Genomic DNA, 25,051 nt, shown 5'->3' with positions numbered 1-25,051 from the left:
CGGCAACCGGTGCTGACTGCAACATATAGGTTCAACAAAATAATAGCGACTGCAACTATTAGGTTTATAGTGACAGTCGCTATTGTTGTATATAAAGTTCAATACCTGTAGTTTAACGAATGCTTACAAAAAATTAATATCAGGATTAAAAGACAAAATACTCCAACGCTTTCCGGATGCCCTCTTCCTCCACACTGGCGGTCACATAATCTGCTACGGCTTTCAGTGACTCATTCGCATTGCCCATAGCCACACCGATTCCAGCTTCCCGGACGATGGGGATGTCGTTGCCTCCGTCGCCAAAGGCCATCGTTTCTTCCTTCTTCAGTCCTAGGAAATCCATGACAGCTCTCAGTCCCTTACTTTTATCTGTCCCTTGGACCGTAATATCGGCAAAATCAGGATACCAGCGACTGGAGGTGCAATGAGGAAGCAGAGGCATGATTTGGCGTTCCTCTTCTTCCGAAATGACCGGTGTCAACTGGAGAATGGGATGTGCCCACAAAGTATCGAGCGAACGGCTTTCCTTCATACCCTGCACGTTCAGCATCTGCCGGAAAATGTAGTCCACCTTCTCATTGCTGTTGTACATGATCAGGTCTTTCTCCCCGACCACCATGCAGGCGAAGTTCATCTCATCAGCCTTCTGGATAAGGGTACGCACATCTTCTTCCGGAATCGGACTACAGGAAATCACCCGGTCACCCACAAAGCAATACGCGCCATTCACCGTGATGTATCCGTCTATCAGTTCCCTGATTTCTTGAAGATTATTGATAAGGGAAAACGGACGTCCGGTAGAAATGAACACTTTGATACCCTGTTCCTTCGCCTGACGGATAGCTTGCACCGTAGAATCAGATATCCGGTGGGTCTGAAAACTGACCAAAGTACCGTCGATGTCAAAAAACAATGCTTTAATCATACTTTATATTTTTCAATTTTCCTTTTTATCTTGCCGACTATTCGCCTTGGAAGCCGCAGGGAGAGGAGCCACGGTATATCCTAACTTTTGGATGGCTTCTTTCAGCTTTTCGGGTGAAGTTTTTCCGTCACTATACTCTATCGTCACCGTCTTTTTAGGAAGATTGACATCCAAACCGGTCACTCCCTTTTCAAAAGAGAGGGTATTTTCAATGCGTTTCTGACATTTTTCACATTTCATGGATACCAGGAAAGTCACTTCCGATTTTTCTTTTTTGTGCTCTGTCACGCTTTTAGCCGATGCGGAGAAAGAAAAGGCCCACATCATCAGCATAAGAAATGTCATCAGTTTTGTTTTCATTGTCTCGTATTTTTAAATTACACATGCTGTCATAACTTAGGAATCTGGTAACGGATTCCTGCATAAAGTTTGTATCCCATTGTAGGACCCCAGACCATTGTCGCATCGAAATCCGGACTGTAGGGATTGGCTGCGGACACAATGGGGGACTGCTGTTTATAATTGGTCAGGTTCTCCCCTCCTACATAAATCTGCCACCGGCGGAAACGACGGGTAATCTGCGCACTCAGTTGGGCAAACGAGGGAAAAGAGGCATTCCACAACGGATGCACCACATCGGCCAAAGGCATACGTCCTCCCCCGTTGAACTGGACCGTGGCATCAAACTGCCATTTTTTCAAAGGAGTTTCATAAGAAGCAGTCACCAGTGCCTTGTAGCGGCTTGTCAACGGTTTGCGCATCGTCTGTCCATCGTACGTACACTTCACATCCATCCAACGGTAAGCTCCCAACAGGGTGAATCCCCGAAACAACGGATAGCTGGCTTCTATCTGAAACACACTGGAAGTAGAACGTCCCGCCAGATTGTAAAAATAAACTCCATGTGCATCCTGGTCCAAATCGACCACCACCTGATTCTGAAAATCTGTATAAAACCACTCCGCATTGAGGGTCAATTCTTCGTGGTTCACGGGAATATGGAAAGAAGCGGTCACTCCATAATTCCATGCTTCCTCCTGTTTTAAATCTTCTGCAAGATGAAATGTGCGGCTGCTCGCCAGCAAATAGCTGTTTTCCGGAAGCACGAAAGTAGTGCGATATCCCTTTCCGGCAGAGGCACGCAGGCTCAACCACGGAGCCACCTCATACTTCGCATGAACACGAGGGGTCACAAAGAAATGATGCAAGGAACTATAGTCGGCACGCAATCCGGCCATCAGCGTAAACTTCTGGAGAGGAGTCCACGTATATTCCGCATACGCTCCTCCTACCTTCTCCGACACCCGATGCCACTGCGGACAGTAACGCTCCACCACATTACCATTCTGCACATACTGGTCCCAGTTATAATTCAGTCCGGCGGCCAGTTTATGATGCGCGCCAAACTCACTTTCATAGAGGAAAGAGGCATAGACATTCGATTCATACACATTGTACACCTTATCGGCATAATGGGTACGCTGGTCATGATACGACCCCGACACGATGAGGGCCACACTTTCATTCCGTTCCTGATTCAGGATAAATCCATTTTTCGTGAACCCTTCCACCCGATTGGCATCGTTGTAGATGGTATAAGGAGACATCCCGTCCACAGCGTGTAAAGTATGCTCCGTCTGCCCACTGGTTCTGCGGTCGGTCAGAATCTTAATGCCCGACTGGGAAACGAAACGGGAGGTCTGATAATGCCAGCGGTTCATGGCACTGAACGACTGCATTTGAGGCATATCCAAGAAAGTATCCTTGTTCTTGTCGTGCGCCTGCTCCTCATTGTAGTAGTTCACGAACAAAGCAGTAGACAAACGGTCGTTCAACTCCACGGCACCCACCACATTTCCCTCATAACGTCCGGTGCTGCTGCCAAACAGATTCACCAGCAAGGGGTCTGCCACCTTCGGCTTCTTGTATTCCACATCAATCTGCCCGGTCACCGACTCGTATCCGTTCTTTACGGAAGCAGCCCCTTTGGAAATCTGTATGCTTTGCATCCACGGCCCCGGAATATAGTCAAGTCCGTACGTGGAAGCCACCCCGCGCAAATTAGGGAAATTTTCGGTCAGCATCTGTACGTAGGTACCGGCCAGTCCGAGCAACTGTATCTGCTTGGCCCCCGTCACCGCATCGCTGTAAGCGACATCCACCGAAGGATTGGTTTCAAAACTTTCCGAAAGATTGCAACACGCTGCACGTGTCAGAGCCTGTGAAGTGACACTCTCTGTATTCAACACACTTTTCCGATTCTTGATGGCTCCAAGCCCTCCGGCCGTCACCACCACTTCTTTCAATTCCGTGCTGGGAGACATCACCAGAATCTGAATGTCGTCCGGGCGTTCCATCTCGTATGTCAACGTCATAAAGCCTACGTAATCGGCTTTCAGCAGTTTGGTATCGTCCGGTACTGCCAGCTCAAAATATCCGTTTTCATCCGTCACAGAAGTATGTTTACTCTCGTCATACACATAAGCTCCGGGCAAAGGAACTCCCTCTTTATCCATCACATATCCTTTGACGGTTCTTTCAGGAAGTGCCATTGCCACACTCACACATCCTATCCACACTCCTATCAACCATACAATTTTCTTTAGCATATCACTGTTCATTCTTTAAATTAGCAGGACAAAAGTAAGCTACATACACAAACCGGACGTTACATAATTATGGATATGATTTATATCTCGTCCAATGGCCTCAACGTATGCCCTTTCATCCGTTTGAACTGGGTGGGAGACAAACCGGTCACCGACTTGAACTGCCCGCTCAGATGGGCCACGCTGGAATAATGCAACTTATCGGCAATTTCACCGACACTCAATTCATCATAGAAAAGCAATTCCTTGACCCGTTCTATTTTCTGCTGGATATAATATTTTTCAATGCTGATTCCTTGCATTTCAGTAAACAATTTACTGAGGAAACTGTACTCCCGATGACACTTCTGCTGCAAATAATCAGAAAGATTCACCTTTTCCTGCTCTTCCGCATGATGTACCAGTTCGATGACTCCCACCCGGATCTGTTCGACAATACGCATGCGTTTGTCGTCAATCACTTCAAAGCCATAATGTTCCAGACGAGCCTGTATGTTATGAAACTGGTCAGGAAGCAAAGGCTGGGCCAACGTCACAACACCCAATTCTACTTTCAAGGGAGAAATACCGTTTTCCTGAAACACTTCCGTCACCGTATAGATGCAACGTCGGCAAACCATATTTTTAATGTAAACGTGAATCTTTTCCATGACACAACCTCCTGTTAAGTGAGCGGCAAAGATAAGCATAAAACTTTACAACCATGTTGTCATCTTCTTTTTCAGTCATTTAACCTGCATTTCATGAGGGTTATGCAAAAGGAACAGTATCTTTGTTGAAAAGAAGCATAGACCATGAAATCGAAAGACTTATTAGGAATATTTCCAGACAAGACTGCAGAACAGATTTCGCTGCTGAAATACTCCAAAACTTCCTGCGGAGTAGACTTTCTGCTGAATATTGCCGACAGCACAGAAAAACGCGGATGGTTTGACATTGATACCCGCTACAAAACCGACTTTTTTGAATTCTATTTTTTCCGGAAAGCGGCTGGATACTTATTGCTGGGAGGGAAAAAGATAGAATTACACGATCAAATGGTACTCATCATCTCTCCTTACCAGCAACAGGAATGGCATGTGGAAATGGACCAGCTGACCTATCGGTTCCTCGTCTTTCAGGAAGAGTTCATCAACCAGTTTCTGTCGGACAAATATTTCATGTACAGGCTTCAATACTGTTTCCAGAATGATTTGCCCACCTGTTTTTCCATGGAAGAAGAGCAGATGGAGTCCTTCGTGGCCTTACTCCGGCAAATCCAGCAGGAACTTCGTAATCCTATTGCCGACAGCTACCACCTGATTGTGGCCTACTTGTATCAGTTCCTGCTGTTGCTCAACCGCTTCTACACCCATCTGTTCCACCTGCCCTCGGCCTTGCCGTTAAACAACCATGCCTACCAGTACAAGCAACTGCTGGAAAAGAATATCTGCCAGAAGATACGGGTCAACGATTATGCGGAAATGATGGGAGTCAGCCGTGTTTCACTGAATAAGGCGGTGATGCGGGAATTTGGCGTATCGGCTGCCCATCTCCTCAAACAAAGGCTGCTGCAGGAAGTGAAAAACGACTTGCTGTTCACCAACCTTTCTGTAAAAGAAATTGCCTTCCGGCTGCATTTTTCGGAACCGAATCACCTGATGCGCTTCTTCAAACAGCAGACGGGACAAACCATTTCCGAATTCCTGAAAGAAACGAAGAGCTAAGAACTAATCTCGTCAATTATCAAAATGGTAGTCTTGAAACCTGTTCAGGTAGTCCCATCCTCCTCCGGATAGACTACTTTTGCCACCGGATAAACAAGAACTATATGGTAGCAAAAGAAACAATTGAATTGTTAAGAAAGAAAATCAACGAAGCAGATGCCATCGTCGTGGGAGGAGCTTCCGGCATGTCGGCAGCTTCCGGATTCATATTCTATTATCAGTGTGACGAGGTATTCCGACAAATAGCCGGTTCATTGGAAGACAAATATGGATTTCATAACGTCTTCGATGCGTTCTACCACCAAGGACATACCCGGGGAGAGCATTGGGCCATGATACTCAGAGAAACTCAGTACTTGTACGAGTGCCCGACCGGAGAAACGTATTCCGACCTGGCAGAACTGCTTCAAGGCAAAGACTACTACATTGCCACCACCAACCAGGATGCACAGTTCTATCGCACCTTCCCTTCCGATAAAATCACTTGCATACAAGGAGATTCCCGCTACTGGCAATGCAGCCGTCCTTGCCATGACCACATTTACTACAACCAGGAGAAAGTGGCCGAACTTTGTGGAAAAATTGAACACGATGCGTTGCCGGAAGACCTGATTCCACGCTACCCGCACTGTGGAGCGGAAATGGAACCGTGGGTGCGTGGATACCACTTTCTGCAGGGAGCACACTACCAGCAAGAGATGGAGCGTTACCTGAATTTTCTGCAACAACATTCAAACGCCAAGACCTTGTTTCTGGAACTTGGAGTCGGCATGATGACCCCGATGTTCATCAAGGAACCGTTCATGAACATGGTGTACCAATGGCCGAACGCTTTCTACGTCACCATCAATCCGCAGCATGCCATCGTACCCAAGGAAATTGCCCGCAAAAGTCTTGCCATCCATGCAGACATCGCACAGACATTAAAACAACTTCTTGGGAAACCGATATCAGATACAATCGCGTCCAGTTCAAAAAAAATATTCAACCCTTCCAGAGTCTATTGACATGAACAAACTTATCCTAAAAGCCTGCCAGGCCCTCACACAAGCCGATGCCGTACTCATCGGAGCCAGCAACGGACTTTCCATTGCGGAAGGATACCACCTCTTTGCCTGCAACGACATGTATCAGCATCAGTTCGGGGACTTTTTGCAACAGTACGGCATAAGAAATGTCATTGAAGGATGTTTCTTTCCCGACCCTCAAATCCGCCGAGAGTTTCTTCAGCGGCTGATACACCATTGGGTAGAAACCTATCAACCGTCCCAAGTGATGAAAGACCTCCTTGCACTCATTCAGCACAAGGATTATTTCATTCTCACCACCAATGCAGACACTCACCTCGAACTATCCGGAATGGACCCCAACCGGATTTTTGAAATGGAAGGCCCTTTGTACAAGCTCTTCAGGGAGCTCCCATCGCAGACAAAAGTCGTCAGGTGCAATCCTTCCTCTCTCGTTACCACGGGAAACGGCTGGTCATACTGGAACTGGGCATCGGCCGGCACAACCGCCTCATCAAGCAACCGCTCATGCAACTGGCGGCCAGTGAACCGAATGCAACCTACATCACCCTGAACCTTGCTCAGGAACTCTATGTTCCTCCCATCCTGACTACCCGCTCCATCGCATTGGAAGGAGACATTGCTACAACGCTCAGGGAAATGAACCACATGCTGTCAAATCAAACTAAATAACTTATACCATGGGAACTTATCGCAAAAAACTACAGGGAACCGCCCAATATACCTCTTTCATTCCCGCTCCTCTTTCCACCGTCCACGTGGAAGAGGAATTGCTCGCCCCTTTCATCACTGAGGCTCAGGAAGCCATCGACCTTTTAAATCAAGCTATCGGTAAACTGGAAGAGGAAGAGATACAAAGAGTTCTCCGAAAAGAAGCTGAAGCTTCGTGGATGCTCTCTGCCGGGAAATACTTTTTCCCTTTTGGCATTCCATCCTTCTCTTCCCACTGGAATGAGGAGGAACAGGAAGAAATCCGGCATCTGACAGAAGCCTCTCTCTATGCTTTAAACAATCTGGAAACACTGCCTCTCTGCGGACGTCTGCTCAAGAATGCCCATTACCTGATGTGCCAAAGTGCCTTGTATGAAAAGAAATATCCGGGAGAATTCCGTAACTCACCCGTATGGATAGGACCGGAAGGATGCAACCTGAAAAACGCCCTTTTCGTTCCCCCCACCGAAGAAGACATGACGGAAGCCTTTTCCGAACTTGAGAAATTCATTCACGAAGAATCGAATCTGCACCTTCTCATACGAGCGTCCCTCATTCATTACCAATTTGAGGCCATCCATCCTTTCATCGATGCCAACGGACGGACAGGCCGGTTGCTCAACCTTCTCTTTCTGTTCGACCACAAAGCCATCCAAAAACCGGCCCTCATATTTTCTTATACCTTGGGGAAATACGGCACCCGATACTACACCGAGTTACAGAAAGTACACGAAAGCGGTACGTATGAATCTTGGGTGATATTCTTCCTCCAAACCTTGAAAGAGGCTGCCCAGCAGACCGTCCGTTTTCTGTCCACTCCTCCTCCCTCGTTCGCTTGAGGGAGGGAAAGAAGTACCGAAGATTATCTACGGTAATACTGTGCCATTGAAAACGCACGGTGAAGGGCCAGACGGGTGCAAGCCAAGGAACAGAGCGAACCCACAAAGAACAGAATGCCAGTAGAAACCATGATGTTACCCAAACCTACCAGCGGAGAAACGATGCCACCGAAAGCAAAACCCAGCGCTCCTAACAAGGCCGAAGCCACACCGGCATTTTCCCGTTCACTATCCATCGCCAGCGTATTGGAAGCCGTGAAGGTCAGCCCGATCATAGAAAGCAGACAAATCAGCAAGATTTCGTAAACCCAAAAAGAACAATTCATACACAATGCGATACACAGGAAGAAAGAAGCAATGACCATTCCCACACTCCCCCGGTACAACGCTTGCTCCGAATGGGCAAACTTGACAGAAGCGGCCGCCGATATCATAATAGCAATGGCATTGATGCCAAAGCAGATACTGAACATCAAAGGAGAAAATCCATAATGCTGCTGCATGATGAACGGAGCGGAAGAGATGTTGGCAAACATCACTCCCTGCGCAAAACCGAACTGAAAAATGTAGCACACATACCGACGGTTCTGAATCACAGCCAGGAAGCTCCGATAAACATCGCCCCAGCGGGCATTCTGACGACGGACAGCCGGCAAAGAATCCGTGAAATGCAAGCTTCCAGCCAGTAGTAAAATACCCAGTCCAAACAATACCCAGAAAATACCATGCCAACCCACACTGTCGGCCATACTGCCTCCGGCAATCGGAGCGGCTACCGGAGCTACTCCGTTGATGGCTCCGATAATGGCCAGCATCTTGGCAAGTTCCCGACCGGAATATTTATCGGCTGCGATAGAACGGGAAATGACAATACCTCCGGCACCCGCCATTCCCTGAATCAACCGCCAGCCTACAAACTGCATGATGGTACGGGAATACAGACATCCCAAGGTAGCTAACAGAAACAAACCCATGGCGATAATCAGCGGACGACGACGACCGTACTTATCGCTGAGCGGTCCGAAGAAAAGCTGCCCCACAGCCAATCCAATCATACTGGCCGTCAGTCCCAACTGCACTTGGGAGGAAGTGGTATGAAAAAAGCCTGTCATGGCAGGCAAAGTAGGCAAATACATGTCGGTCACAAAAGGCCCGAAAGCCGTCAGGACCCCTAAAAATACGAGAATAAACAATTGCGAATTTTTTCTTGTCATAATACGTGTCTTTAAAACGCTGCAAAATTAGTAATTATCCAAAGGCCATATCATACCTTTTGCCGCACAAAACTTTTCAAAAACCGCACAAAATGAATTTTATTCCGAGAAAAAAGTCTATTTTTGTTTCATAAAAGCACCTGCACATGGATATTTCTCTGTTATCATCCCTCAACGGAATCCACTACGACGAAGGGAATCTGGATTTTCTCCGGCCTTCTCCCCTCCACTTCAACTGTGGAGTACAGATATTATGTACTTGCGGAACGTGCATTCTTTCTACAGGAGCCCAGCAGTTTCATCTTCAGGAAAGGTCGGAACTTATTTTCTGGGGAGGAAGCATCATGCAACTGATGGAAGCCTCGGACAATTTCCATGTCCGCCTGCTGCTTTACCCCAAGAAAGTATTTCTTCAGGCCGCTGTCTCGCTCGACACTACCTATTTTAATTATATGCGTGAATTTCCCCAATACGACCACGGAGCGGAAAGCTGGAAAAATGTCAGCCTGTGGATTGACATGGCCCAACTGCTTTTCACACGTCCGGCTTCCGCATTCAGTGAACGACTGGAACTGAATTTCCTGCAAAGCATGCTGATGTGGATTTTCAGTGCCATTCCCGACACGTATGTATCGGCTACCGAATCATACACCCGAAAGCAACTGTTATTTCATAAATTCATGCACCTGATTCACGAACATGCAGCCCAAATGCACCAGGTATCGTTCTACGCCGAACAACTGTGCATCTCCCCTCGCTACCTGAACGAAATTACCTGGTTACATTCCGACGGAAAAACACCCAAGGAACTCATTGACGAACAGCTGACCGCCGAGCTGAAGGTCTTACTCAACAACCCGGCGCTGTCCATTGCCGAAATCGCTTCGCTCTGCCATTTTCCCGACTCCTCCTACCTGAGCCGTTTCTTTAAAAAGAACACCGGACTTTCGCCGAAAGAATTCCGTGCCCAAAAACAAAGATAAAATCAACAGAGCCCTCTTGCCAGTTCCTCTCGGACGACAGCCATCATGCCTTCCACCTGTGCCAGCGCCAGCATACGGCCATGAAAAGAATAGCCGGGGTTATATCCTTCCTTTTCATCTCCCAACATCGTGCGACCATGGTCCACCCGCATGGGTAATCCGGGATTTTCCTTTTCAAAAATACGAATCAAATCGAGCAGATGACCTCTTCCCGTCAGATGAGAAGTCTCCCTGAAATCACCTCCCGGCAAAATTTCCGTACTGCGCAAATGCACAAAGTGCGTTCTTCGGGCAAAACGGCAGGCCAGTTCACGCGTGTCGTTCTGACTGCCCGAACTCAAGGAACCGGCACAGAAGGTCAACCCGTTATGCGGATTGTCTACTGCCTGCAACAGCCACTCAATGTCGGCTTCGTCCGTTACAATGCGAGGCAGGCCCAACACCTGGAAAGGAGGATCGTCTGGATGAATGCACAAGTTCACTCCATATTCGTCGCATACAGGCATCACCGCCTCCAAGAACGTACGCAAGTTTTCTCTCAGTTGCTGCCGGTCTATACCTTTATATAAAGCCAACAACTCTCGGAACTTACGGACCGGATATTGCTCTCCTTCCTGAATGTTCCCGTCAATGAATCCCTGGGTCTTGACGATAATCGTATCAATCAGCTCGGCTTTTTCTGCCGCCGTGATATGCTGGTCCAGTTCGTCTACCTGCTGTAACTCTTCCGGCGAATAGTCTTTCTCCGCCTCTTCCCGCTGCAGAATCTTCAAATCGAAATAAGCAAACCGTAGCCGGCTGAAATAAAGAGAAGTGCTTCCGTCGGGCAATGCATAATGAAGGTCCGTACGTATCCAGTCGATCACCGGCATGAAATTATAACACACCGTCTTCACCCCACATTTTCCCAAGTTGGCCAGGCTGACCTTATAATTCTCAATCAAGGCTTCCCGTTGCGGACCGCCGTATTTGATGGCCTCACATACCGGCAGACTTTCCACTACCGACCATCGCAATCCGTACGACTCAATGTAAGTTTTCAGGTCCTGGATGGCTTCCACCGTCCAGATTTCCCCGTTAGGTACCTCATGCAGGGCCGTGACAATCCCTTCCACTCCTATCTGACGGAGCATGGAAAGCGTAATGCGGTCCTTCTTTCCAAACCATCTCCAAGTCTTTTCCATCTTTTTTCCCTCCGACTGATTTTAAACTCCACTGAATGAACTGAATCCGCCATCTACAGGTAATGTCACGCCCGTAATGAAACTGGCCGCTTCGCTGCATAAGAACTGTACGGCTCCGTTAAGTTCCGAAATATCCCCAAAGCGTCGCATCGGAGTTTTGGCAATGACCTTCCGGCTGCGTTCCGTGAGTGAACCATCCGGATTAATCAGCACGGCCCGGTTCTGGTTGCCGATAAAGAAACCGGGAGCAATGGCATTGACCCGAATCTTCTCGCTAAATTTAAGGGCCATCTCCTGGGCCATCCAACGGGTGAAGTTCTCTACCGCACTTTTGGCCATGGAATAGCCCGGCACCCGGGTAATAGCTTCACAGGCTGCCATGGAAGATACATTGACAATGCTTCCGCTTTTCTGCGCCGCCATCACTTCCCCAAACACCAGACAAGGATATACTGTGCCGTTCAGGTTCAAATCAAGCACTTTATTCAAATCCTCCACTTTCATGTCGAACACATGCTGGCTTTCAGTCAGTGTACCTCCGGGAATGTTTCCTCCTGCCGCATTGACCAGAATATCCACTCTTCCCCATCGGGCCAGCACCTCATCCTTCACTTTCCGTAAGCTGTCCATATCGAGTACATTGCAAGTAAAGCCTTCCACTTCACCGCCAGTCTGCCGTAATCGTTCCACCACTTTTTCCACGTGATCCGGATGGGCTCCGATAACAGCCACTTTCGCTCCGGCTTTCAGCAAACCTTCGGATATATTACTTCCCAAGACTCCAGACCCGCCTGTCACCACTGCCACGCGTCCGGATACATCAAACAAATTTTCCATTACTTTTCTATTTTTTTGTATGCTCCAAAGTTAGAAGAGAAATACATACGAAAGTTGACCGATTTTTGCAGATTATTTACGTAGATTTGCCATTATTTCTGTTCATTCTTCACTTACATGAAAAAGATACTCAACGAACAACTGGATATTTCAGACACCCTGCCGCTGAAAGCACGGTTCTACGACTACAAATGTTTCACGTATCCCTGGCACTTCCACGTGGAATTTGAAATCATCTATGTAGAAAAAGGGTATGGACAAGGAGCAATTGGAGACGGAATGACGAATTTTACAGACCAGTCACTTTTTCTGCTGGGTTCCAACCTCCCCCACTACGTAGAAAACCCGCCGGAATATAGCCAACAGGAGGAGCTGAGAGTGAACGGAGTGATTATCCAGTTCGAAAAAGACTTCATGCAATACGCATTCTCCCACTACAGCCAGTTTCAGGCTATCAACCGCCTGTTGGAAGAGTCGCAAAGGGGATGGCTGTTTACCCTCACCGATTTTCCAGAGATTGCACAAATGCTTAAATGTATCCCGGAGAAACAAGGAGCCGGACAAATCATTGCCTTCCTGCAACTGCTGGATGCACTGACCCGGCTGCCCACTGGCAAACTGATTTCATCGCCAGCCTACAACCCGATTTCTTCTCACCTCCACGGTCGAAAAATAGAAAAGGTCATCGCTTTCCTCAATACGCATTACACCCAGCCTCTCAAATTAGAAGACGTAGCTTCTTATGCGGCCATGAATACGACAGCCTTCTGTCGGTTCTTTAAAGAAAATACAGGAAAGACTTTCACGCAACATATCACAGACATGCGGATAGGCTACGCCTGCAAACTGCTGCTGAACGAACGGTGGAACATCGCGGAAATCAGCCTGGAATGTGGATTTGAATCAATTACTCACTTCAATCGTTGCTTCAAGAATCACATGGGAATGAGTCCGACCGCCTACCGGAAGAGAATTCCATAAACATCTATGTATCAGACACATACAATCATTTCACTCACAAAGAGGAAATTCATCCCCAAAACGCCCTGACGTTTCAAGTAAAACGCAAGTGCGTTTCATCTAAAACGTAAGTACGTTTGACTTCAAACGCAAGTGCGTTTGGGTTAAAATGTACTTGCGTTTTCTCTCAAACGCAAAGGCGTTTTTTTACCTTCCCCTCGGCGTACCCTCCATCACGTCCCAATGCTCCTTTCACACATGAAATAATTTATGTTAATTTATTTCATCATTGCACGCCGAATTAAAAGAGCTTGTTTACTTTTGCGTTTGACAATAGTGTAAAATTCCATATATGTTTAAAATAGGTATTGACATGGGGTCGACTACGGTCAAGGTAACCGTCCTCAACGAAAAAGGAGACCTCATCTTTTCCAGATACAAGCGACATCACGCGAAAGCAAAAGAAATTGTGACAGGCATTCTCCAGGAACTGCTGCAAGAAAAAGGAGACATCGATGTATGCCTCTGCATCACCGGTTCGGTGGGAATGGGTATGTCCGAACAGTATGCAATTCCCTTTATACAGGAAGTAGTGGCCGCCACAAAAGCCATCCAGCAACATTATCCGGAAGTCACTTCCATGATTGACATCGGAGGAGAGGATGCCAAAATCGTGTTCTTCACCCACGGAGAACCGGCCGACCTGCGCATGAACGGAAACTGCGCCGGAGGCACCGGAGCCTTCATTGACCAAATGGCGGTCATTTTGGGTACAGACGTGGATGAACTCAACCGACTGGCCTTGAAAGCCACCCATGTGTATCCCATCGCTTCCCGTTGCGGGGTATTCTGCAAGACAGACATCCAGAACTTAGTGGCCAAGAACGTAAGCCGCGAAGACATTGCTGCTTCCATCTTCCATGCCGTGACCGTGCAGACGGTGGTTACCTTGGCACACGGATATGACATCAAGGCACCGGTACTCTTCTGCGGAGGTCCGCTGACTTTCATTCCGGCCTTGCGGAAAGCCTTCATGGAATACTTGCACCTGAAAGATGAAGAAGTCATTCTGCCCGAAAACGGTACCTTACTCCCTGCTTTAGGTGCCGCCTTGTCGCGCACGGAGAAAGATCCGTCGGAACCACTTTCCAAACTGATTGAAAAATTGCAGGCTCCCGGACTGTCCAACCGACAATCACAAGGACTGGCCTCTATTTTCACCAGCCCGGAAGAATACCAACAATGGGAAAAGCGCATCTCCACGCATCAAATGAAGAAAGCGACCTGGAAACCGGGCACACAGGATGTATACATCGGCATCGACTCCGGCTCTACCACGACCAAAATTGTGGTGACGAATTCGGACGACGAGATACTGTTTACCTATTATCAACCCAACGGCGGACATGCCATCGAGACTGTAGCCGAAGGACTGAACCAACTGAAAGCCTTGTGCGAAACGCACCATACGACACTCTGCATCAAAGGAAGCTGTTCTACAGGCTACGGAGAAGACCTGATCAAAGCAGCCTTCCAGCTGGATGCCGGCATCGTGGAAACCATTGCCCACTATGTGGCAGCCCATTACCTCGACCCGCAAGTGTCGTTCATTCTCGACATCGGCGGACAAGACATGAAGGCCATCTTCGTACACCAAGGCATCATCGACCGGATTGAAATCAACGAAGCCTGCTCTTCCGGATGCGGTTCTTTCATCGAGACCTTTGCCCGCACCTTAGGCTATTCGGCACAGGAATTTGCCCAAACGGCCTGCCGGGCTACCCACCCTTGTGATTTGGGTTCCCGCTGTACGGTCTTTATGAACTCGAAAGTGAAGCAGGTACTCCGGGAAGGTGCCACCGTGGACGACATCGCGGCCGGTCTGGCCTACTCCGTGATGAAGAACTGCCTCTACAAGGTTCTGAAATTGAAAGATGCTTCTGAACTGGGACGTCACATCGTCGTACAGGGAGGTACCATGCGCAACGATGCCGTCGTACGTGCCCTGGAACTGCTGACCGGTACGGAAGTCATCCGATGCGACGAGCCTGAACTGATGGGAGCTTTCGGATGTGCCTTGTACGCCCGCAAACATTGCCACACCACGCTTTCGCTGGAGGATATTCTCGCGAAAGCTCACTATACCACCCACACCCTGCACTGTAAGGGATGCGACAATCAGTGTCAGGTATTCCGCTACCGCTTCGACAACGGAAAAGACTATTATTCCGGCAACCGATGCGAAAAAGTATTCACCAACGGTTCCCGCGAAATTCCCGGCGAAAACGCCTATCATTTCAAGAACGACCGACTGTTCCAACGCGCCCAACAGGAGGTGGAGAATCCCCGAATGACCCTCGGTATCCCCCGCAGCCTGAACATGTACGAGGATTTTCCTTTCTGGCACACTTTGTTCACCCAATGCGGTATACGGGTACTGCTCTCCGGGAAATCGGACTTCAAAGATTATGAACAGAATGCCCGGATGGTGATGTCCGACAACATCTGTTTCCCGGCCAAACTGGTACATGCCCACATCCAGCATCTCATTGAGGAGAAGGTGGACCGCATCTTCATGCCGTTCGTCATTTTCGAGAAGAAAGGCCACGAGCAGAACAGCTACAACTGTCCGGTAGTCACCGGTTATGCCGAAGTCATCAAGAGTGTGCAGAGCCAGGGAATCCCCATCGATTCTCCATCCATCTCTTTCAAGGACAGAGACCTGCTCTACAAACAGTGTGTACAATACCTGAAAGGATTGGGCGTGGAAGAATCATGCATCCGGAAAGCCTTTGAACAGGCGGAAAAAGAAGAGGAAGATTTCCGACAGTCAGTGGCCGACTACAACCTGCAACTGTGGCAGAAAGCCCGGGAACAGCACCACATGGTCGTACTGCTGGCCGGACGCCCCTATCATACCGACATGCTGATCCAGCACAAGATTTCCGATGTGCTGGCCGACATGGGCATCGATGTCATTACCGACGACATCGTACGCAACCTGCCGGGAACCACGCCGCACGTGCATTTCCTGGCCCAATGGTCATACCCCAACCGGATTCTGAAAGCCGCACAATGGTGCGCCGAACAAGATTCGGAAGTGCAGTTCATCGAGATGACCTCATTCGGCTGCGGGCCTGATGCCTTCCTCACCGACGAAGTGCGTGACATCCTGTTCCGAAGAGGAAAGACATTTACCCTCCTCAAACTAGACGACATCAGCAACGTGGGTTCCATGAAGCTCCGCATCCGTTCGCTGACGGAAAGCATGAAACTCTTTCACGAAGCCGAGGTAGCCAAAAAGGAACTGCCTGCACCTACGACTCCCCAAGTCTGTGAAGACGACCTGCGTCATAAGAAAATCCTGTTGCCGTTCTTCACGCCGTTCATTTCGCCGTTGATTCCTGCCATCATGCACCTGGCCGGATACGACACGGAGAACCTGGCACTCAGCAACACGGAATCGTGCGAATGGGGACTGAAATACGCCAACAACGAAGTCTGCTATCCGGCTACCCTGATTGTGGGAGATGTCATCAAAGCCTTCAAGAGTGGAAAATACGATCCGGAGCAGACCATCGTCGCCATGACCCAGACCGGTGGACAGTGCCGTGCCAGCAACTACCTGCCGCTTATCCAAAAAGCACTCGAAGAAGCAGGCTATCCGTCTACTCCGGTCATTTCATTGACCTTCGGCCGTTCGATGGAAAACGGACAGCCCGGTTTCAAGATGAACTGGATGAAGATCTTGCCGGTAGCTCTCCGCAGCATTCTCTTCAGCGACTGCATCGCCAAATTCTATTATGCGTCTGCCGTACGTGAGAAAGAACCCGGACAGGCCAAACAGCTTCGGGAGAAATACCTGAAACAGGCTGAAAGTCTGATACTGGCCAGCCGGAGCAAGGAATTGTGGCGACTGATGTCTCAGGCTGCCGAAGAATTCAATGCCATCTCCCGCGACATGGAGTGTCCCAAAGTAGGCGTGGTAGGAGAAATCTTCCTGAAGTTCAATCCTTTCGCCCAGAAAAACATCATCGAATGGCTAACCGAACAGGGCATTGAGGTAGTACCTTCCGTACTGGCCGATTTCTTCATGCAGAACTTCGTCAACCGGAAAGTCCGGGTGGAATCGCACATCCAGAAAGAAACGCTTCCTGCATTCATCTATAAGTCGGCCTATTTGCTGATCAAGAAACAGATTGAAAAAGCCAACCGGATTGGAAAAGAATTCCGCTACTTCGTACCCTTCAAAGACATCTTTGAAGAGGCAGAAGAAGCTCAGAAGGTCATTTCTCTGAATGCGCAGTTCGGCGAAGGCTGGCTGCTTCCGGCCGAAATCATGTCGTATGCCCGTCAGGGAATCAACAATGTAGTGAGCCTGCAACCTTTCGGCTGCATTGCCAACCACATCGTATCGAAAGGAATCGAAAAACGTATCAAGCAATTCTATCCCGAGCTTAACATCCTTTCCTTGGACTTTGACAGCGGGGTCAGCGACGTGAATGTCACCAACCGTCTGCTGTTGTTTATTGACCATTTAAAACAGTGAATGCCATGTCTGACGATAAGAGCCTCAGCCTAGAAAACAGGATATTGGAAACGGCCAAATCCGTGTTCATGGAAAAAGGGTACTCCGACACAAGCATGAGTGAGATTGCCGAACGGGTAGGCATTAACCGACCGGGACTGCATTATTACTTCCGGACCAAAGATAAACTGTTTCATGCAGTCTTCGGAGCGATTGTCCAGTCGCTCGTTCCGCAGTTTCAGGATATCTTGTGTCAGAAGAACCTTCCCTTTGCCGAACGCATCGGGAAGGTAATAGATGTTTACTACCAGATGCTGCTGCAGAATCCCTACCTTCCTCTGTTTGTACTCCGGGAAATACACCGGGACATGAATTTTATGCTTGCGGCTTTCCACAATCAGCGGGTGTTGCATTTTTTTGAAGAACTGAAAAAAGAACTGCAAGCAGAAATGGACAGTGGCAGACTGCGCCAGGTACCCCTGCGCGTAGTATTCTGTACTTTTTACAGTGCCTTGGTATTTCCTTTCCTCTCCAAAAATCTGCTCACGCAGACCATGATGCAAGACCATGAAGACTTTGAGGACCTGCTGACGGAATGGAAACCTTACATCGTCCACCAAATGGTCAGCCTGCTCTGTCCTACTGAATAAAAAATTCCTCTCCTTCCAAGGCTGCTCATCCACCTGAGGGAGAGGAATTTTTCTTCATACAATCCCCAGAACCGGAAGTCAGTGCTCCCCGTCAGATACTCTACTGTCACATTCGTGGATAAAAAAGTAATCTCTTAATCTACTTTCGTGAACCTTTCCCGTTTTTATTTGTTCCTATTGCATTAAACAAACAACTAAACGACTAATAAACGATAAGAACATACGAAAAGAATCACACCTATCCACTTTTCTCAAGAGACCACTTTCTATAGGATTTATCTGATATCCTCACTCCTAAAGGCATCCATCCCACCTCTATCAATAAGCTTTTCTGATACGTACATTAATACAATAACTATACATTTAAATCACCTTATGAAAAAAAATCACCTTTTTCCCTTAGCCATAGGGAGCCTATCCTTTCTGCTATGGTCATGCCAAGCTCCTCATACAAGCGATGGAATCTATGAGGGCATACTTCCAGCTGCAGACTGTCCGGGAATCTATGTCATGCTGGCCATCAACGGCGACCAGTATGAACTGCTCGAAAAATACATTGCAGAACCAGAGACATTCGTCACCCGTGGAAACATCGAACAGAAAGAAAAACAGCTCCATCTGGACAATCAGATGCAATTCACACCTCTCTCCCATGAGTTGCAAGGCCAACATACGACATTAAAAAAAATCTCGGACCGAACCGAACTGCCGGAAATCTATGTCTCGCAGTCATTAAAAGAAGACCAAAGTGGAGAAGACGCCCTCATCAAACTATACAGTCAGAAAGACAAGAAATATGCAGAATTCCATTTTAGGAACAACACATACCAACTGAAATTGAATCTGCATAATGATTCAGTAGACGAGTATGTCGACCCGGAACAGCACATCAAACTTTCACAACCTGTTCCGCAACTTTCATCCTTTCAAGAGTTTATCTTCAGAAATGATACGGCAGTCTATACATTTACACAGCTCAGCCCCACGAACTGTATCTACCATTTGGCAGGAGAAAAAATGAGAAAGAAGCACCAACTTTCTTGAACGTCATCTATTACAATGACGACCAACAGGCTTTTGTGAAACTATTGCATCCTACACTTCCTCATTGTTACACGCTTACTCAGACAGAAGCATCCGCTAAAACCGCCACTTATACAGACGGAGAAACGGAATGGCAACTTCACAATGACCAGCGTGCCACACTTGTTATGCATCATAAAAAATACCAATATCTGGAACAAGAATAAGACGGGAAACGACCATCAAAATACTTAAAGAAAAAAATCACTATGGCATCTATTCTATTGGGATACCTGATAATAGCTATTATCAGTTGGACTTTCACTTTCATTTCTATCCGTAAGGCTCGAACCGATATTGAGCTTTGGGGAAATGAAACCGATTGACTATTATATAATTTTAAAGCGAATACGCATTATCAGCATGCAATTCCCAAAATCAGAAGTCGTCTCAAAATTGAAGAGACGACTTTTTTGTTTTTTTTCAACTATGTCATATATATTACACGAGATATGCAAAAAAAACATTTTATTTGTAAAAAATGAATATTTATGAGGCTATCTAAACGACAAAAAATGCTCACCGCGTCCGTTGACGCGACGCACATTCGGGGTGTCATCATCCTCCCTGTTCCATACATAGTCTCCTGAAGGCAGCGTATGCCTTGTTAGTACCAAAGAATCCGAATCATGAAACTGGGACAGACGGATTTCCATCGAATCCGGGCTGAAGGTCATGTAAACCGTATCTGACCTATGCTCGACAGACAACATGCAGATCTTTTCGGGCTTGTTTTCACACTGCTGGCTGCAAAGCGCCAGAATCAGGCAAACTGCCATTAGAATTAAATAAATACGGACCATCATTCTATAAAATCGTTTAAGTTCAGGTTTGCTTCTGCCTCTAAAGCAAGCAGGGCTGTGCATCAAATACTCTCAAAATTAGCTCATTGATTTCAGAAAACAAAATCACTTTGTCCGTCTGAAGCTTTTTGGGGAACCGTTCAGTCAGCATAACCGGACATCCATCATCAAATATACCCCGTTCGGGCAGCTATTTCCCGCTTTGGGTAAATTTGAGTAAAATAAGACAGAATGTTCATTTGTTTTTTTCGTATTTTTGCAACCATACAATATTAAATATACCAGTGAGCATACAAGGTGTCTGACGGATGCCTGTAGTACAAATCTTTACAATAGAAAAAAATGAAAAGAAAGAATTACCACAAGGGCTTGCTTCTCGGTCTTCTGACTGTATCAATCACAGCATGCGGAAATGCGGATTCACCCGTCGGGAAATGGGTTCAACCGGTTCCGGGATTACCCGGTCTTCAGCAGGGCTTTGAACTGGAAGAAGGCGGAAAGGCTTCTTCTGTCAACATGGCAACACTCCGGTACGAAACCTGGCAGCAGACGGGAAATCGCCTCATTCTTACCGGGAAAAGTATCGGAAACCGCCAGACCATTCCTTTTTCTGATACATTGAACATCGAAAGACTCACTCCGGACAGTCTGATTCTAACCAAGGGACGTCTCACTCTGCGATACGCAAGGGAACAGAGCGGGAATACCGCAAAGGCCTCAGAAAGCATTCCGGCCAGCAAAATAGTCCCGGCCAAGCAAATGAAGGTAATGAAAGGCAGACTGCGCATCGGTCCGGAGGTACGCTCGTTTATTCCGGAAGGGTCCGATGAAGCCTATTGGATTGTGGATGCAACCGGAGAGCTTTATCAGAAATATGACAAGACAACCGGAGGCGTGAAAAACGGAACCGTTGTATATGCAGAATTGCAGGTGGAAGACATGGGCAAATCCAAGGAAGGTTTTGCTGCGGATTACCCGAGTGTATTCAAGGTACATAAAGTGATTAAAATAGAAAAATAGCCAGCTGATACGTTTTTACCGGCTGTCCTCCTATAGCAGATAGATGCTGTATGGGGACAGCCGGTTTTCTTTTTCAGACCATTCCGTATCTTGGCGAAATTATTTCATCTTCCATTAACCCTGTTTCAGTTCCCGGTTCGGGGGATTGGGTAAATCCGATTTCATGGCGTTCTGTTTCCCCGTCTGCCGTTTCGATGGTGTGTACATAGGAGCCCATTCCCGTACAGCGTTTACGGAAATGAAAAAGGACGGCTTCGTCATCCGTCCCTTGTTCTCTGATTTTCTTCACTCGGTAAGCATTCTTTCTTGTCAACGTGATAACCGTCTGTTTTCCGGTCTTGTCCTTCATGAGGTCTGCTACTGTACCTTCACATACCTTCTTTCCAACTTCTTCAGTCATATTCTTTTATTTAAATTAGACATGACCGGCTCCGTGGAGCCAGTATTTCAATTTCTTACTGGCCCGGCTGTTCTTTGCCAATGACCGGTGCAAGGCTTGGCGGAAAAAAATACCGGAGCGAAGCGAGGATGATTTTTTTCCAGCCAACCAGCACGACAGGGCCGCCTTGCACAGTCAGTGGCAAAGGGCGATATTTGCTGTAAGAAATGAAATAATGGTTGAAAATTATATTGCGAACTTGTTTTGCAGTACTTTCATTTCATTGGCAATGGTAGAATTCATTATTTTGGCATAAATACGAGTTGTACGAATGTCCGTATGTCCTAACATTTTGGCAATGGATTCCAAGGAAACCTTATTTGCAATAGCCAGTGATGCAAATGTATGTCTTGCAATATGTGTGGAAAGATTCTTCTGAATACCACATACATCAGCTATTTCTTTCAAATAACTGTTCATTCGTTGGTTGCTGGGAACAGGAAGTAATAATCCTTTTTCATTGCAGATTGGATTTGATTGATATTTCTCTAAAATAAGTCTTGGTATATCCAACAATGGAATGTCGCACATATTATCGGTCTTTTCCCTTGCTTTTCTTATCCACCATTCACCATTATCAGCCTGTACAAGGTGTTCCTTTTTCAGATTCTTTACGTCTGTGAAAGCCAAACCGGTGAAGCAACAGAAGATGAATATGTCCCTTACGGTTTGTAATCGTTGAATATCAAAATCTTTATTGATGATTTTGCGAAGTTCCATTTCGTTTAAGAATTCACGGTTACACTTGGTCTGTTTGAAGTGTATTTCTGCAAACGGATCATCAGTTATCCACTTCTTTATCAATGCAGTTTTGATGATTTTCTTTAAATTCTTCAGATATTTCACTGTCGCATTTTGCGCACAGTTTTTCTGTATTTTAATGAAATGTTCGAATTTGGTTATAAATTCATAGTTGATTGATTTTAATGGAATATCAGCCAGTTTATACTGTTCACTGATAAACTCCTTCAAATATCTTGCTGTACGTTCGTATCGAAGTACAGTACCTTCGGCATATTCCTTGTTCATTAATTCCCGATATTCCGAATTGTGTTCCTGGAATACTTCAAGCAGCATTTTGGGAGTAGAGTGTTCTCCATAATATTTTATAATATCTGCTGTAATAGGTTTACCGTCCTGCTCAAGTTCACGGTGAATTTGAAGGATTTTAGTTCTTATCGTATCAAGATAGTGGTTTATTTCTTGATACTTCTTTTCCCTGCCAATCGCGCATTCTTTTTGCGTATTCCATTTTGTAACATCTATACTTCGCTTGATTTGTACCTCTGCACGTTTTCCGTTTATTGTGATACGCATACAGATTGGTGCTTCTCCATTTTTAAGCAGCTTTGATTTCTTCAGGAAAAACAATACCGTAAAATAGTTTCTTTGCATTGCCATACTCTTCTTTTTTTGATGGTGTAAAAATACATGTTTTGAAAAGAGTTTGTTTTATGCAAAACGCAGAGAATCAGTGAAATATAATCCAATTAGGTGGACTTGTTTTTATGTGGAAATTAAGTCCACCTATTTCACCTCCAGTAAGATGCGGTATTCTGCTTCAATTTGCAGTATGGATAAAAAGAAAAACCGCTGATAATGATTGATTATCAGCGGTTTTCATTGTTTTGCTTTTTGTTTGAGTGATCCGCTTGGGGCTCGAACCCAAGACCCCAACATTAAAAGTGTTGTGCTCTACCTGCTGAGCTAGCGAATCAATCCTTTGTCGCATCGGTCATTTCCCGATTGCGAGTGCAAAGGTAGTAACTTATTTTAAACCTGCAAAACATTTGGAAACTTTTTTCTCAAAAAAGCCGATTTTTCTTTCCAAAAGGCCTTTTCAGGCGTTTTTACGCTCCAATTCTTGCAGACTTTCCAGTTTCTTGGTCTCCAAAAACTCATAGATACCACACAAGTGTTCCTTCACACGCTGGTGACCGAACTCATACACCTTCGTAACCAGCCCGTCCAAGAAATCACGGTCGTGCGATACCACAATCAGGGTGCCGTCGAAATCCATCAACGCCTGTTTCAGGATATCCTTCGTCTTCATGTCCAAGTGGTTGGTCGGCTCGTCCAGAATCAAGAGGTTGACCGGCTCCAGCAACAGTTTAATCATGGCCAGACGGGTACGTTCACCTCCCGACAAAACCTTAACCTTCTTCATCGAGGCTTCCGAACTGCCGAACATGAAGGCTCCAAGCAAGTCCCGGATTTTATTGCGGATTTCTCCCTTGGCCACATCGTCAATGGTCTGAAACACCGTCAGGTTCTCGTCCAGCAACGAAGCCTGGTTCTGTGCAAAATACCCAATCTGCACGTTATGGCCCAGCGTCAGCGTACCTTCATAGTCTATTTCATTCATGATGCACTTCACGAAGGTAGACTTACCTTCTCCGTTCTTTCCCACAAAAGCCACCTTGTCGCCCCGTTCAATGGTGAGGTTGGCATTCTTGAACACCACATGGTTGCCATAGGTCTTTCCCACTCCTTCCATGATGACCGGATAGTTTCCGCTGCGTGGAGAAGGAGGAAATTTCAAGCGCAAAGCCGAGGTATCTTCTTCGTCCACCTCGATCAGTTCCAGCTTCTCCAGCATCTTCACCCGGCTCTGCACCTGCAAGGTCTTGCTGTAAGTGCCCTTGAAACGTTCGATGAAGTCCTTGGTCTCCTGAATCATCTTCTGCTGTTCCTCGTATTGCTTCATCTGCTGCTCACGGCGTTCCTTCCGCAGCACCAGGTACTGGGAGTAATTCACCTTATAGTCGTAAATCCGTCCCATGGTCACTTCGATGGTACGGGTCGTGATGTTGTCCACAAACTTCCGGTCGTGGCTGATGACCACCACCGCCTTGGCACTGTTGATCAGGAAATCTTCCAGCCATTGGATGGATTCGATGTCCAGATGATTGGTCGGCTCGTCCAGCAGCAACACATCCGGATTCTGGAGCAACAGCTTGGCCAGCTCAATACGCATCCGCCACCCTCCACTGAAATCGCTGGTCGGACGGTTGAAGTCTTCCCGCAGGAAGCCCAGTCCCAACAAAGCCTTCTCCACATCTTCCTCGAAATGTGTCATGTCGATGGCATAAAACTTCTCGCTCATCGAGGCCACTTTCTCTATCAGGGCCATATAAGAATCACTTTCATAGTCCGTCCGTGTGGCCAGTTCGTTGTTCATCCGCTCAATCTCTTCCTCCATCTCCTTCAGATGGGCAAAAGCCTGAGAGGCTTCTTCAAACACCGTCCGCCCGTCTTCCGTCATCAGGTGCTGCGGCAGATAGGCAATCACACAGTCCTTGGGGGCGGTCACTTTTCCCCGCGTAGGCTGGCGCACACCAGCCAGTATTTTCAGCAGCGTGGATTTGCCGGCGCCATTTTTTCCCATCAGGGCAATACGGTCTTTTTCGTTAATCTGAAAGTTCAGGTCACTAAACAAGGTGGTCCCTCCGAATTCCACGGTCAGTCCATCTATACTAATCATATTATGTAGGGTTTTAAATTTTTGAAAGGTGCAAAATTACAAAATTAT

General features: G+C 47.0%; 22 protein-coding genes and 1 tRNA gene. 11 read left to right on the top strand and 12 right to left on the bottom strand.

Annotated elements, in window-relative coordinates:
• Positions 1–145: 145 nt before the first annotated feature.
• The 4 genes from H6A28_RS11715 to H6A28_RS11700 form a co-directional block, all read right to left on the bottom strand.
• On the bottom strand, positions 146–925 hold the full coding sequence (locus H6A28_RS11715) for a Cof-type HAD-IIB family hydrolase (RefSeq protein WP_204476576.1): 780 nt from the start codon (positions 923–925) through the stop codon (positions 146–148).
• A gap of 12 nt (positions 926–937) precedes the next feature.
• Positions 938–1,285 (bottom strand): heavy-metal-associated domain-containing protein, encoded by a 348-nt coding sequence (locus tag H6A28_RS11710; RefSeq protein ID WP_204476575.1) that lies wholly within the window; start codon positions 1,283–1,285, stop codon positions 938–940.
• Between the two features lie 29 nt (positions 1,286–1,314).
• Positions 1,315–3,534 carry a TonB-dependent receptor gene (locus tag H6A28_RS11705; RefSeq protein ID WP_204480479.1) on the bottom strand — a complete coding sequence of 740 codons (2,220 nt, stop codon included), beginning with the start codon at positions 3,532–3,534 and terminating at the stop codon, positions 1,315–1,317.
• Positions 3,535–3,614: 80 nt separating this feature from the next.
• Entirely contained in the window at positions 3,615–4,184 is a 570-nt protein-coding gene (locus tag H6A28_RS11700; protein ID WP_239465346.1) for a helix-turn-helix domain-containing protein, read from the bottom strand.
• A 144-nt stretch (positions 4,185–4,328) separates the two neighbouring features.
• On the opposite strand from H6A28_RS11700, the gene H6A28_RS11695 reads away from it, so the two are divergent.
• Complete coding sequence (locus H6A28_RS11695; RefSeq protein WP_204476571.1) at positions 4,329–5,240, top strand: helix-turn-helix domain-containing protein; 912 nt, start codon at positions 4,329–4,331, stop codon at positions 5,238–5,240.
• 104 nt (positions 5,241–5,344) lie between these two features.
• Positions 5,345–6,247, top strand: a complete 903-nt coding sequence (locus H6A28_RS11690; protein ID WP_204480472.1) for an NAD-dependent protein deacetylase — start codon at positions 5,345–5,347, stop codon at positions 6,245–6,247.
• Positions 6,248–6,263: 16 nt separating this feature from the next.
• Here H6A28_RS11690 and H6A28_RS15195 read toward each other — a convergent pair whose 3' ends face one another.
• Positions 6,264–6,545, bottom strand: coding sequence for a hypothetical protein (locus H6A28_RS15195; RefSeq protein WP_239465345.1), 282 nt, complete (start codon positions 6,543–6,545; stop codon positions 6,264–6,266).
• A gap of 137 nt (positions 6,546–6,682) precedes the next feature.
• Here H6A28_RS15195 and H6A28_RS15190 point away from each other — a divergent pair, with 137 nt between their 5' ends.
• Both H6A28_RS15190 and H6A28_RS11680 read left to right on the top strand, forming a co-directional pair.
• Positions 6,683–6,940 (top strand): hypothetical protein, encoded by a 258-nt coding sequence (locus tag H6A28_RS15190; protein WP_239465344.1) that lies wholly within the window; start codon positions 6,683–6,685, stop codon positions 6,938–6,940.
• Between the two features lie 8 nt (positions 6,941–6,948).
• On the top strand, positions 6,949–7,818 hold the full coding sequence (locus tag H6A28_RS11680; protein WP_204480470.1) for a Fic family protein: 870 nt from the start codon (positions 6,949–6,951) through the stop codon (positions 7,816–7,818).
• Between the two features lie 23 nt (positions 7,819–7,841).
• Here H6A28_RS11680 and H6A28_RS11675 read toward each other — a convergent pair whose 3' ends face one another.
• The gene (locus H6A28_RS11675) at positions 7,842–9,035 is read right to left on the bottom strand and encodes a multidrug effflux MFS transporter (protein WP_204480481.1); all 1,194 of its coding nucleotides are present in this window, start codon (positions 9,033–9,035) and stop codon (positions 7,842–7,844) included.
• Positions 9,036–9,178: 143 nt separating this feature from the next.
• Here H6A28_RS11675 and H6A28_RS11670 point away from each other — a divergent pair, with 143 nt between their 5' ends.
• Positions 9,179–10,015 (top strand): helix-turn-helix domain-containing protein, encoded by an 837-nt coding sequence (locus H6A28_RS11670; RefSeq protein WP_204476568.1) that lies wholly within the window; start codon positions 9,179–9,181, stop codon positions 10,013–10,015.
• Positions 10,016–10,017: 2 nt separating this feature from the next.
• On the opposite strand, the gene uxuA is transcribed toward H6A28_RS11670, so the two are convergent.
• Both uxuA and H6A28_RS11660 read right to left on the bottom strand, forming a co-directional pair.
• Positions 10,018–11,199, bottom strand: coding sequence for a mannonate dehydratase (gene uxuA, locus H6A28_RS11665; RefSeq protein ID WP_204480468.1), 1,182 nt, complete (start codon positions 11,197–11,199; stop codon positions 10,018–10,020).
• Between the two features lie 21 nt (positions 11,200–11,220).
• On the bottom strand, positions 11,221–12,036 hold the full coding sequence (locus tag H6A28_RS11660) for an SDR family oxidoreductase (protein WP_204476566.1): 816 nt from the start codon (positions 12,034–12,036) through the stop codon (positions 11,221–11,223).
• A gap of 117 nt (positions 12,037–12,153) precedes the next feature.
• Between H6A28_RS11660 and H6A28_RS11655 the strand changes: the two genes are divergently transcribed.
• The 6 genes from H6A28_RS11655 (at position 12,154) to H6A28_RS11630 (ending at position 21,080) form a co-directional block, all read left to right on the top strand.
• Entirely contained in the window at positions 12,154–13,017 is an 864-nt protein-coding gene (locus H6A28_RS11655) for an AraC family transcriptional regulator (protein ID WP_204480462.1), read from the top strand.
• A 331-nt stretch (positions 13,018–13,348) separates the two neighbouring features.
• Positions 13,349–17,545 (top strand): acyl-CoA dehydratase activase, encoded by a 4,197-nt coding sequence (locus tag H6A28_RS11650; protein ID WP_204480459.1) that lies wholly within the window; start codon positions 13,349–13,351, stop codon positions 17,543–17,545.
• A gap of 5 nt (positions 17,546–17,550) precedes the next feature.
• A complete protein-coding gene (locus tag H6A28_RS11645) occupies positions 17,551–18,174 on the top strand; it encodes a TetR/AcrR family transcriptional regulator (protein ID WP_204476562.1) in 624 nt (207 codons plus the stop codon).
• A gap of 375 nt (positions 18,175–18,549) precedes the next feature.
• Complete coding sequence (locus H6A28_RS11640) at positions 18,550–19,218, top strand: copper resistance protein NlpE N-terminal domain-containing protein (RefSeq protein ID WP_204480452.1); 669 nt, start codon at positions 18,550–18,552, stop codon at positions 19,216–19,218.
• On the top strand, positions 19,215–19,424 hold the full coding sequence (locus H6A28_RS11635; RefSeq protein ID WP_204476559.1) for a hypothetical protein: 210 nt from the start codon (positions 19,215–19,217) through the stop codon (positions 19,422–19,424). The genes H6A28_RS11640 and H6A28_RS11635 overlap by 4 nt, the downstream gene beginning before the upstream one ends.
• Before the next feature lie 978 nt (positions 19,425–20,402).
• Positions 20,403–21,080, top strand: coding sequence for a lipocalin family protein (locus H6A28_RS11630; RefSeq protein WP_204476555.1), 678 nt, complete (start codon positions 20,403–20,405; stop codon positions 21,078–21,080).
• Between the two features lie 73 nt (positions 21,081–21,153).
• Here the strand turns inward: H6A28_RS11630 and H6A28_RS11625 are convergent, their stop codons facing one another.
• The 4 genes from H6A28_RS11625 to H6A28_RS11610 form a co-directional block, all read right to left on the bottom strand.
• Entirely contained in the window at positions 21,154–21,480 is a 327-nt protein-coding gene (locus H6A28_RS11625) for a hypothetical protein (RefSeq protein ID WP_239465342.1), read from the bottom strand.
• Between the two features lie 225 nt (positions 21,481–21,705).
• Positions 21,706–22,920 (bottom strand): site-specific integrase, encoded by a 1,215-nt coding sequence (locus H6A28_RS11620; RefSeq protein WP_204480444.1) that lies wholly within the window; start codon positions 22,918–22,920, stop codon positions 21,706–21,708.
• Between the two features lie 243 nt (positions 22,921–23,163).
• Positions 23,164–23,236: transfer RNA gene (locus H6A28_RS11615), tRNA-Lys, on the bottom strand.
• Positions 23,237–23,359: 123 nt separating this feature from the next.
• On the bottom strand, positions 23,360–25,003 hold the full coding sequence (locus H6A28_RS11610; RefSeq protein ID WP_204480442.1) for an ABC-F family ATP-binding cassette domain-containing protein: 1,644 nt from the start codon (positions 25,001–25,003) through the stop codon (positions 23,360–23,362).
• Positions 25,004–25,051 lie beyond the last annotated feature (48 nt).

Source organism: Bacteroides mediterraneensis (genome assembly GCF_016900355.1).
GTDB lineage: Bacteria > Bacteroidota > Bacteroidia > Bacteroidales > Bacteroidaceae > Phocaeicola.
This window is presented reverse-complemented; position numbering and strand designations above follow the sequence as displayed.

Excerpts from the sequence above, each read along its gene's own strand:
- H6A28_RS11700 (WP_239465346.1), bottom strand. The coding sequence starts at position 4,184 with ATGGAAAAGATTCACGTTTACATTAAAAATATGGTTTGCCGACGTTGC.
- H6A28_RS11610 (WP_204480442.1), bottom strand. The coding sequence starts at position 25,003 with ATGATTAGTATAGATGGACTGACCGTGGAATTCGGAGGGACCACCTTG.
- H6A28_RS11625 (WP_239465342.1), bottom strand. The coding sequence starts at position 21,480 with ATGACTGAAGAAGTTGGAAAGAAGGTATGTGAAGGTACAGTAGCAGAC.
- H6A28_RS11680 (WP_204480470.1), top strand. The coding sequence starts at position 6,949 with ATGGGAACTTATCGCAAAAAACTACAGGGAACCGCCCAATATACCTCT.
- H6A28_RS11630 (WP_204476555.1), top strand. The coding sequence starts at position 20,403 with ATGAAAAGAAAGAATTACCACAAGGGCTTGCTTCTCGGTCTTCTGACT.
- uxuA (WP_204480468.1), bottom strand. The coding sequence starts at position 11,199 with ATGGAAAAGACTTGGAGATGGTTTGGAAAGAAGGACCGCATTACGCTT.
- H6A28_RS11660 (WP_204476566.1), bottom strand. The coding sequence starts at position 12,036 with ATGGAAAATTTGTTTGATGTATCCGGACGCGTGGCAGTGGTGACAGGC.
- H6A28_RS11715 (WP_204476576.1), bottom strand. The coding sequence starts at position 925 with ATGATTAAAGCATTGTTTTTTGACATCGACGGTACTTTGGTCAGTTTT.
- H6A28_RS11650 (WP_204480459.1), top strand. The coding sequence starts at position 13,349 with ATGTTTAAAATAGGTATTGACATGGGGTCGACTACGGTCAAGGTAACC.
- H6A28_RS11705 (WP_204480479.1), bottom strand. The coding sequence starts at position 3,534 with ATGCTAAAGAAAATTGTATGGTTGATAGGAGTGTGGATAGGATGTGTG.
- H6A28_RS11695 (WP_204476571.1), top strand. The coding sequence starts at position 4,329 with ATGAAATCGAAAGACTTATTAGGAATATTTCCAGACAAGACTGCAGAA.
- H6A28_RS11620 (WP_204480444.1), bottom strand. The coding sequence starts at position 22,920 with ATGGCAATGCAAAGAAACTATTTTACGGTATTGTTTTTCCTGAAGAAA.
- H6A28_RS11645 (WP_204476562.1), top strand. The coding sequence starts at position 17,551 with ATGTCTGACGATAAGAGCCTCAGCCTAGAAAACAGGATATTGGAAACG.
- H6A28_RS11670 (WP_204476568.1), top strand. The coding sequence starts at position 9,179 with ATGGATATTTCTCTGTTATCATCCCTCAACGGAATCCACTACGACGAA.
- H6A28_RS11640 (WP_204480452.1), top strand. The coding sequence starts at position 18,550 with ATGAAAAAAAATCACCTTTTTCCCTTAGCCATAGGGAGCCTATCCTTT.
- H6A28_RS11710 (WP_204476575.1), bottom strand. The coding sequence starts at position 1,285 with ATGAAAACAAAACTGATGACATTTCTTATGCTGATGATGTGGGCCTTT.
- H6A28_RS11690 (WP_204480472.1), top strand. The coding sequence starts at position 5,345 with ATGGTAGCAAAAGAAACAATTGAATTGTTAAGAAAGAAAATCAACGAA.
- H6A28_RS11655 (WP_204480462.1), top strand. The coding sequence starts at position 12,154 with ATGAAAAAGATACTCAACGAACAACTGGATATTTCAGACACCCTGCCG.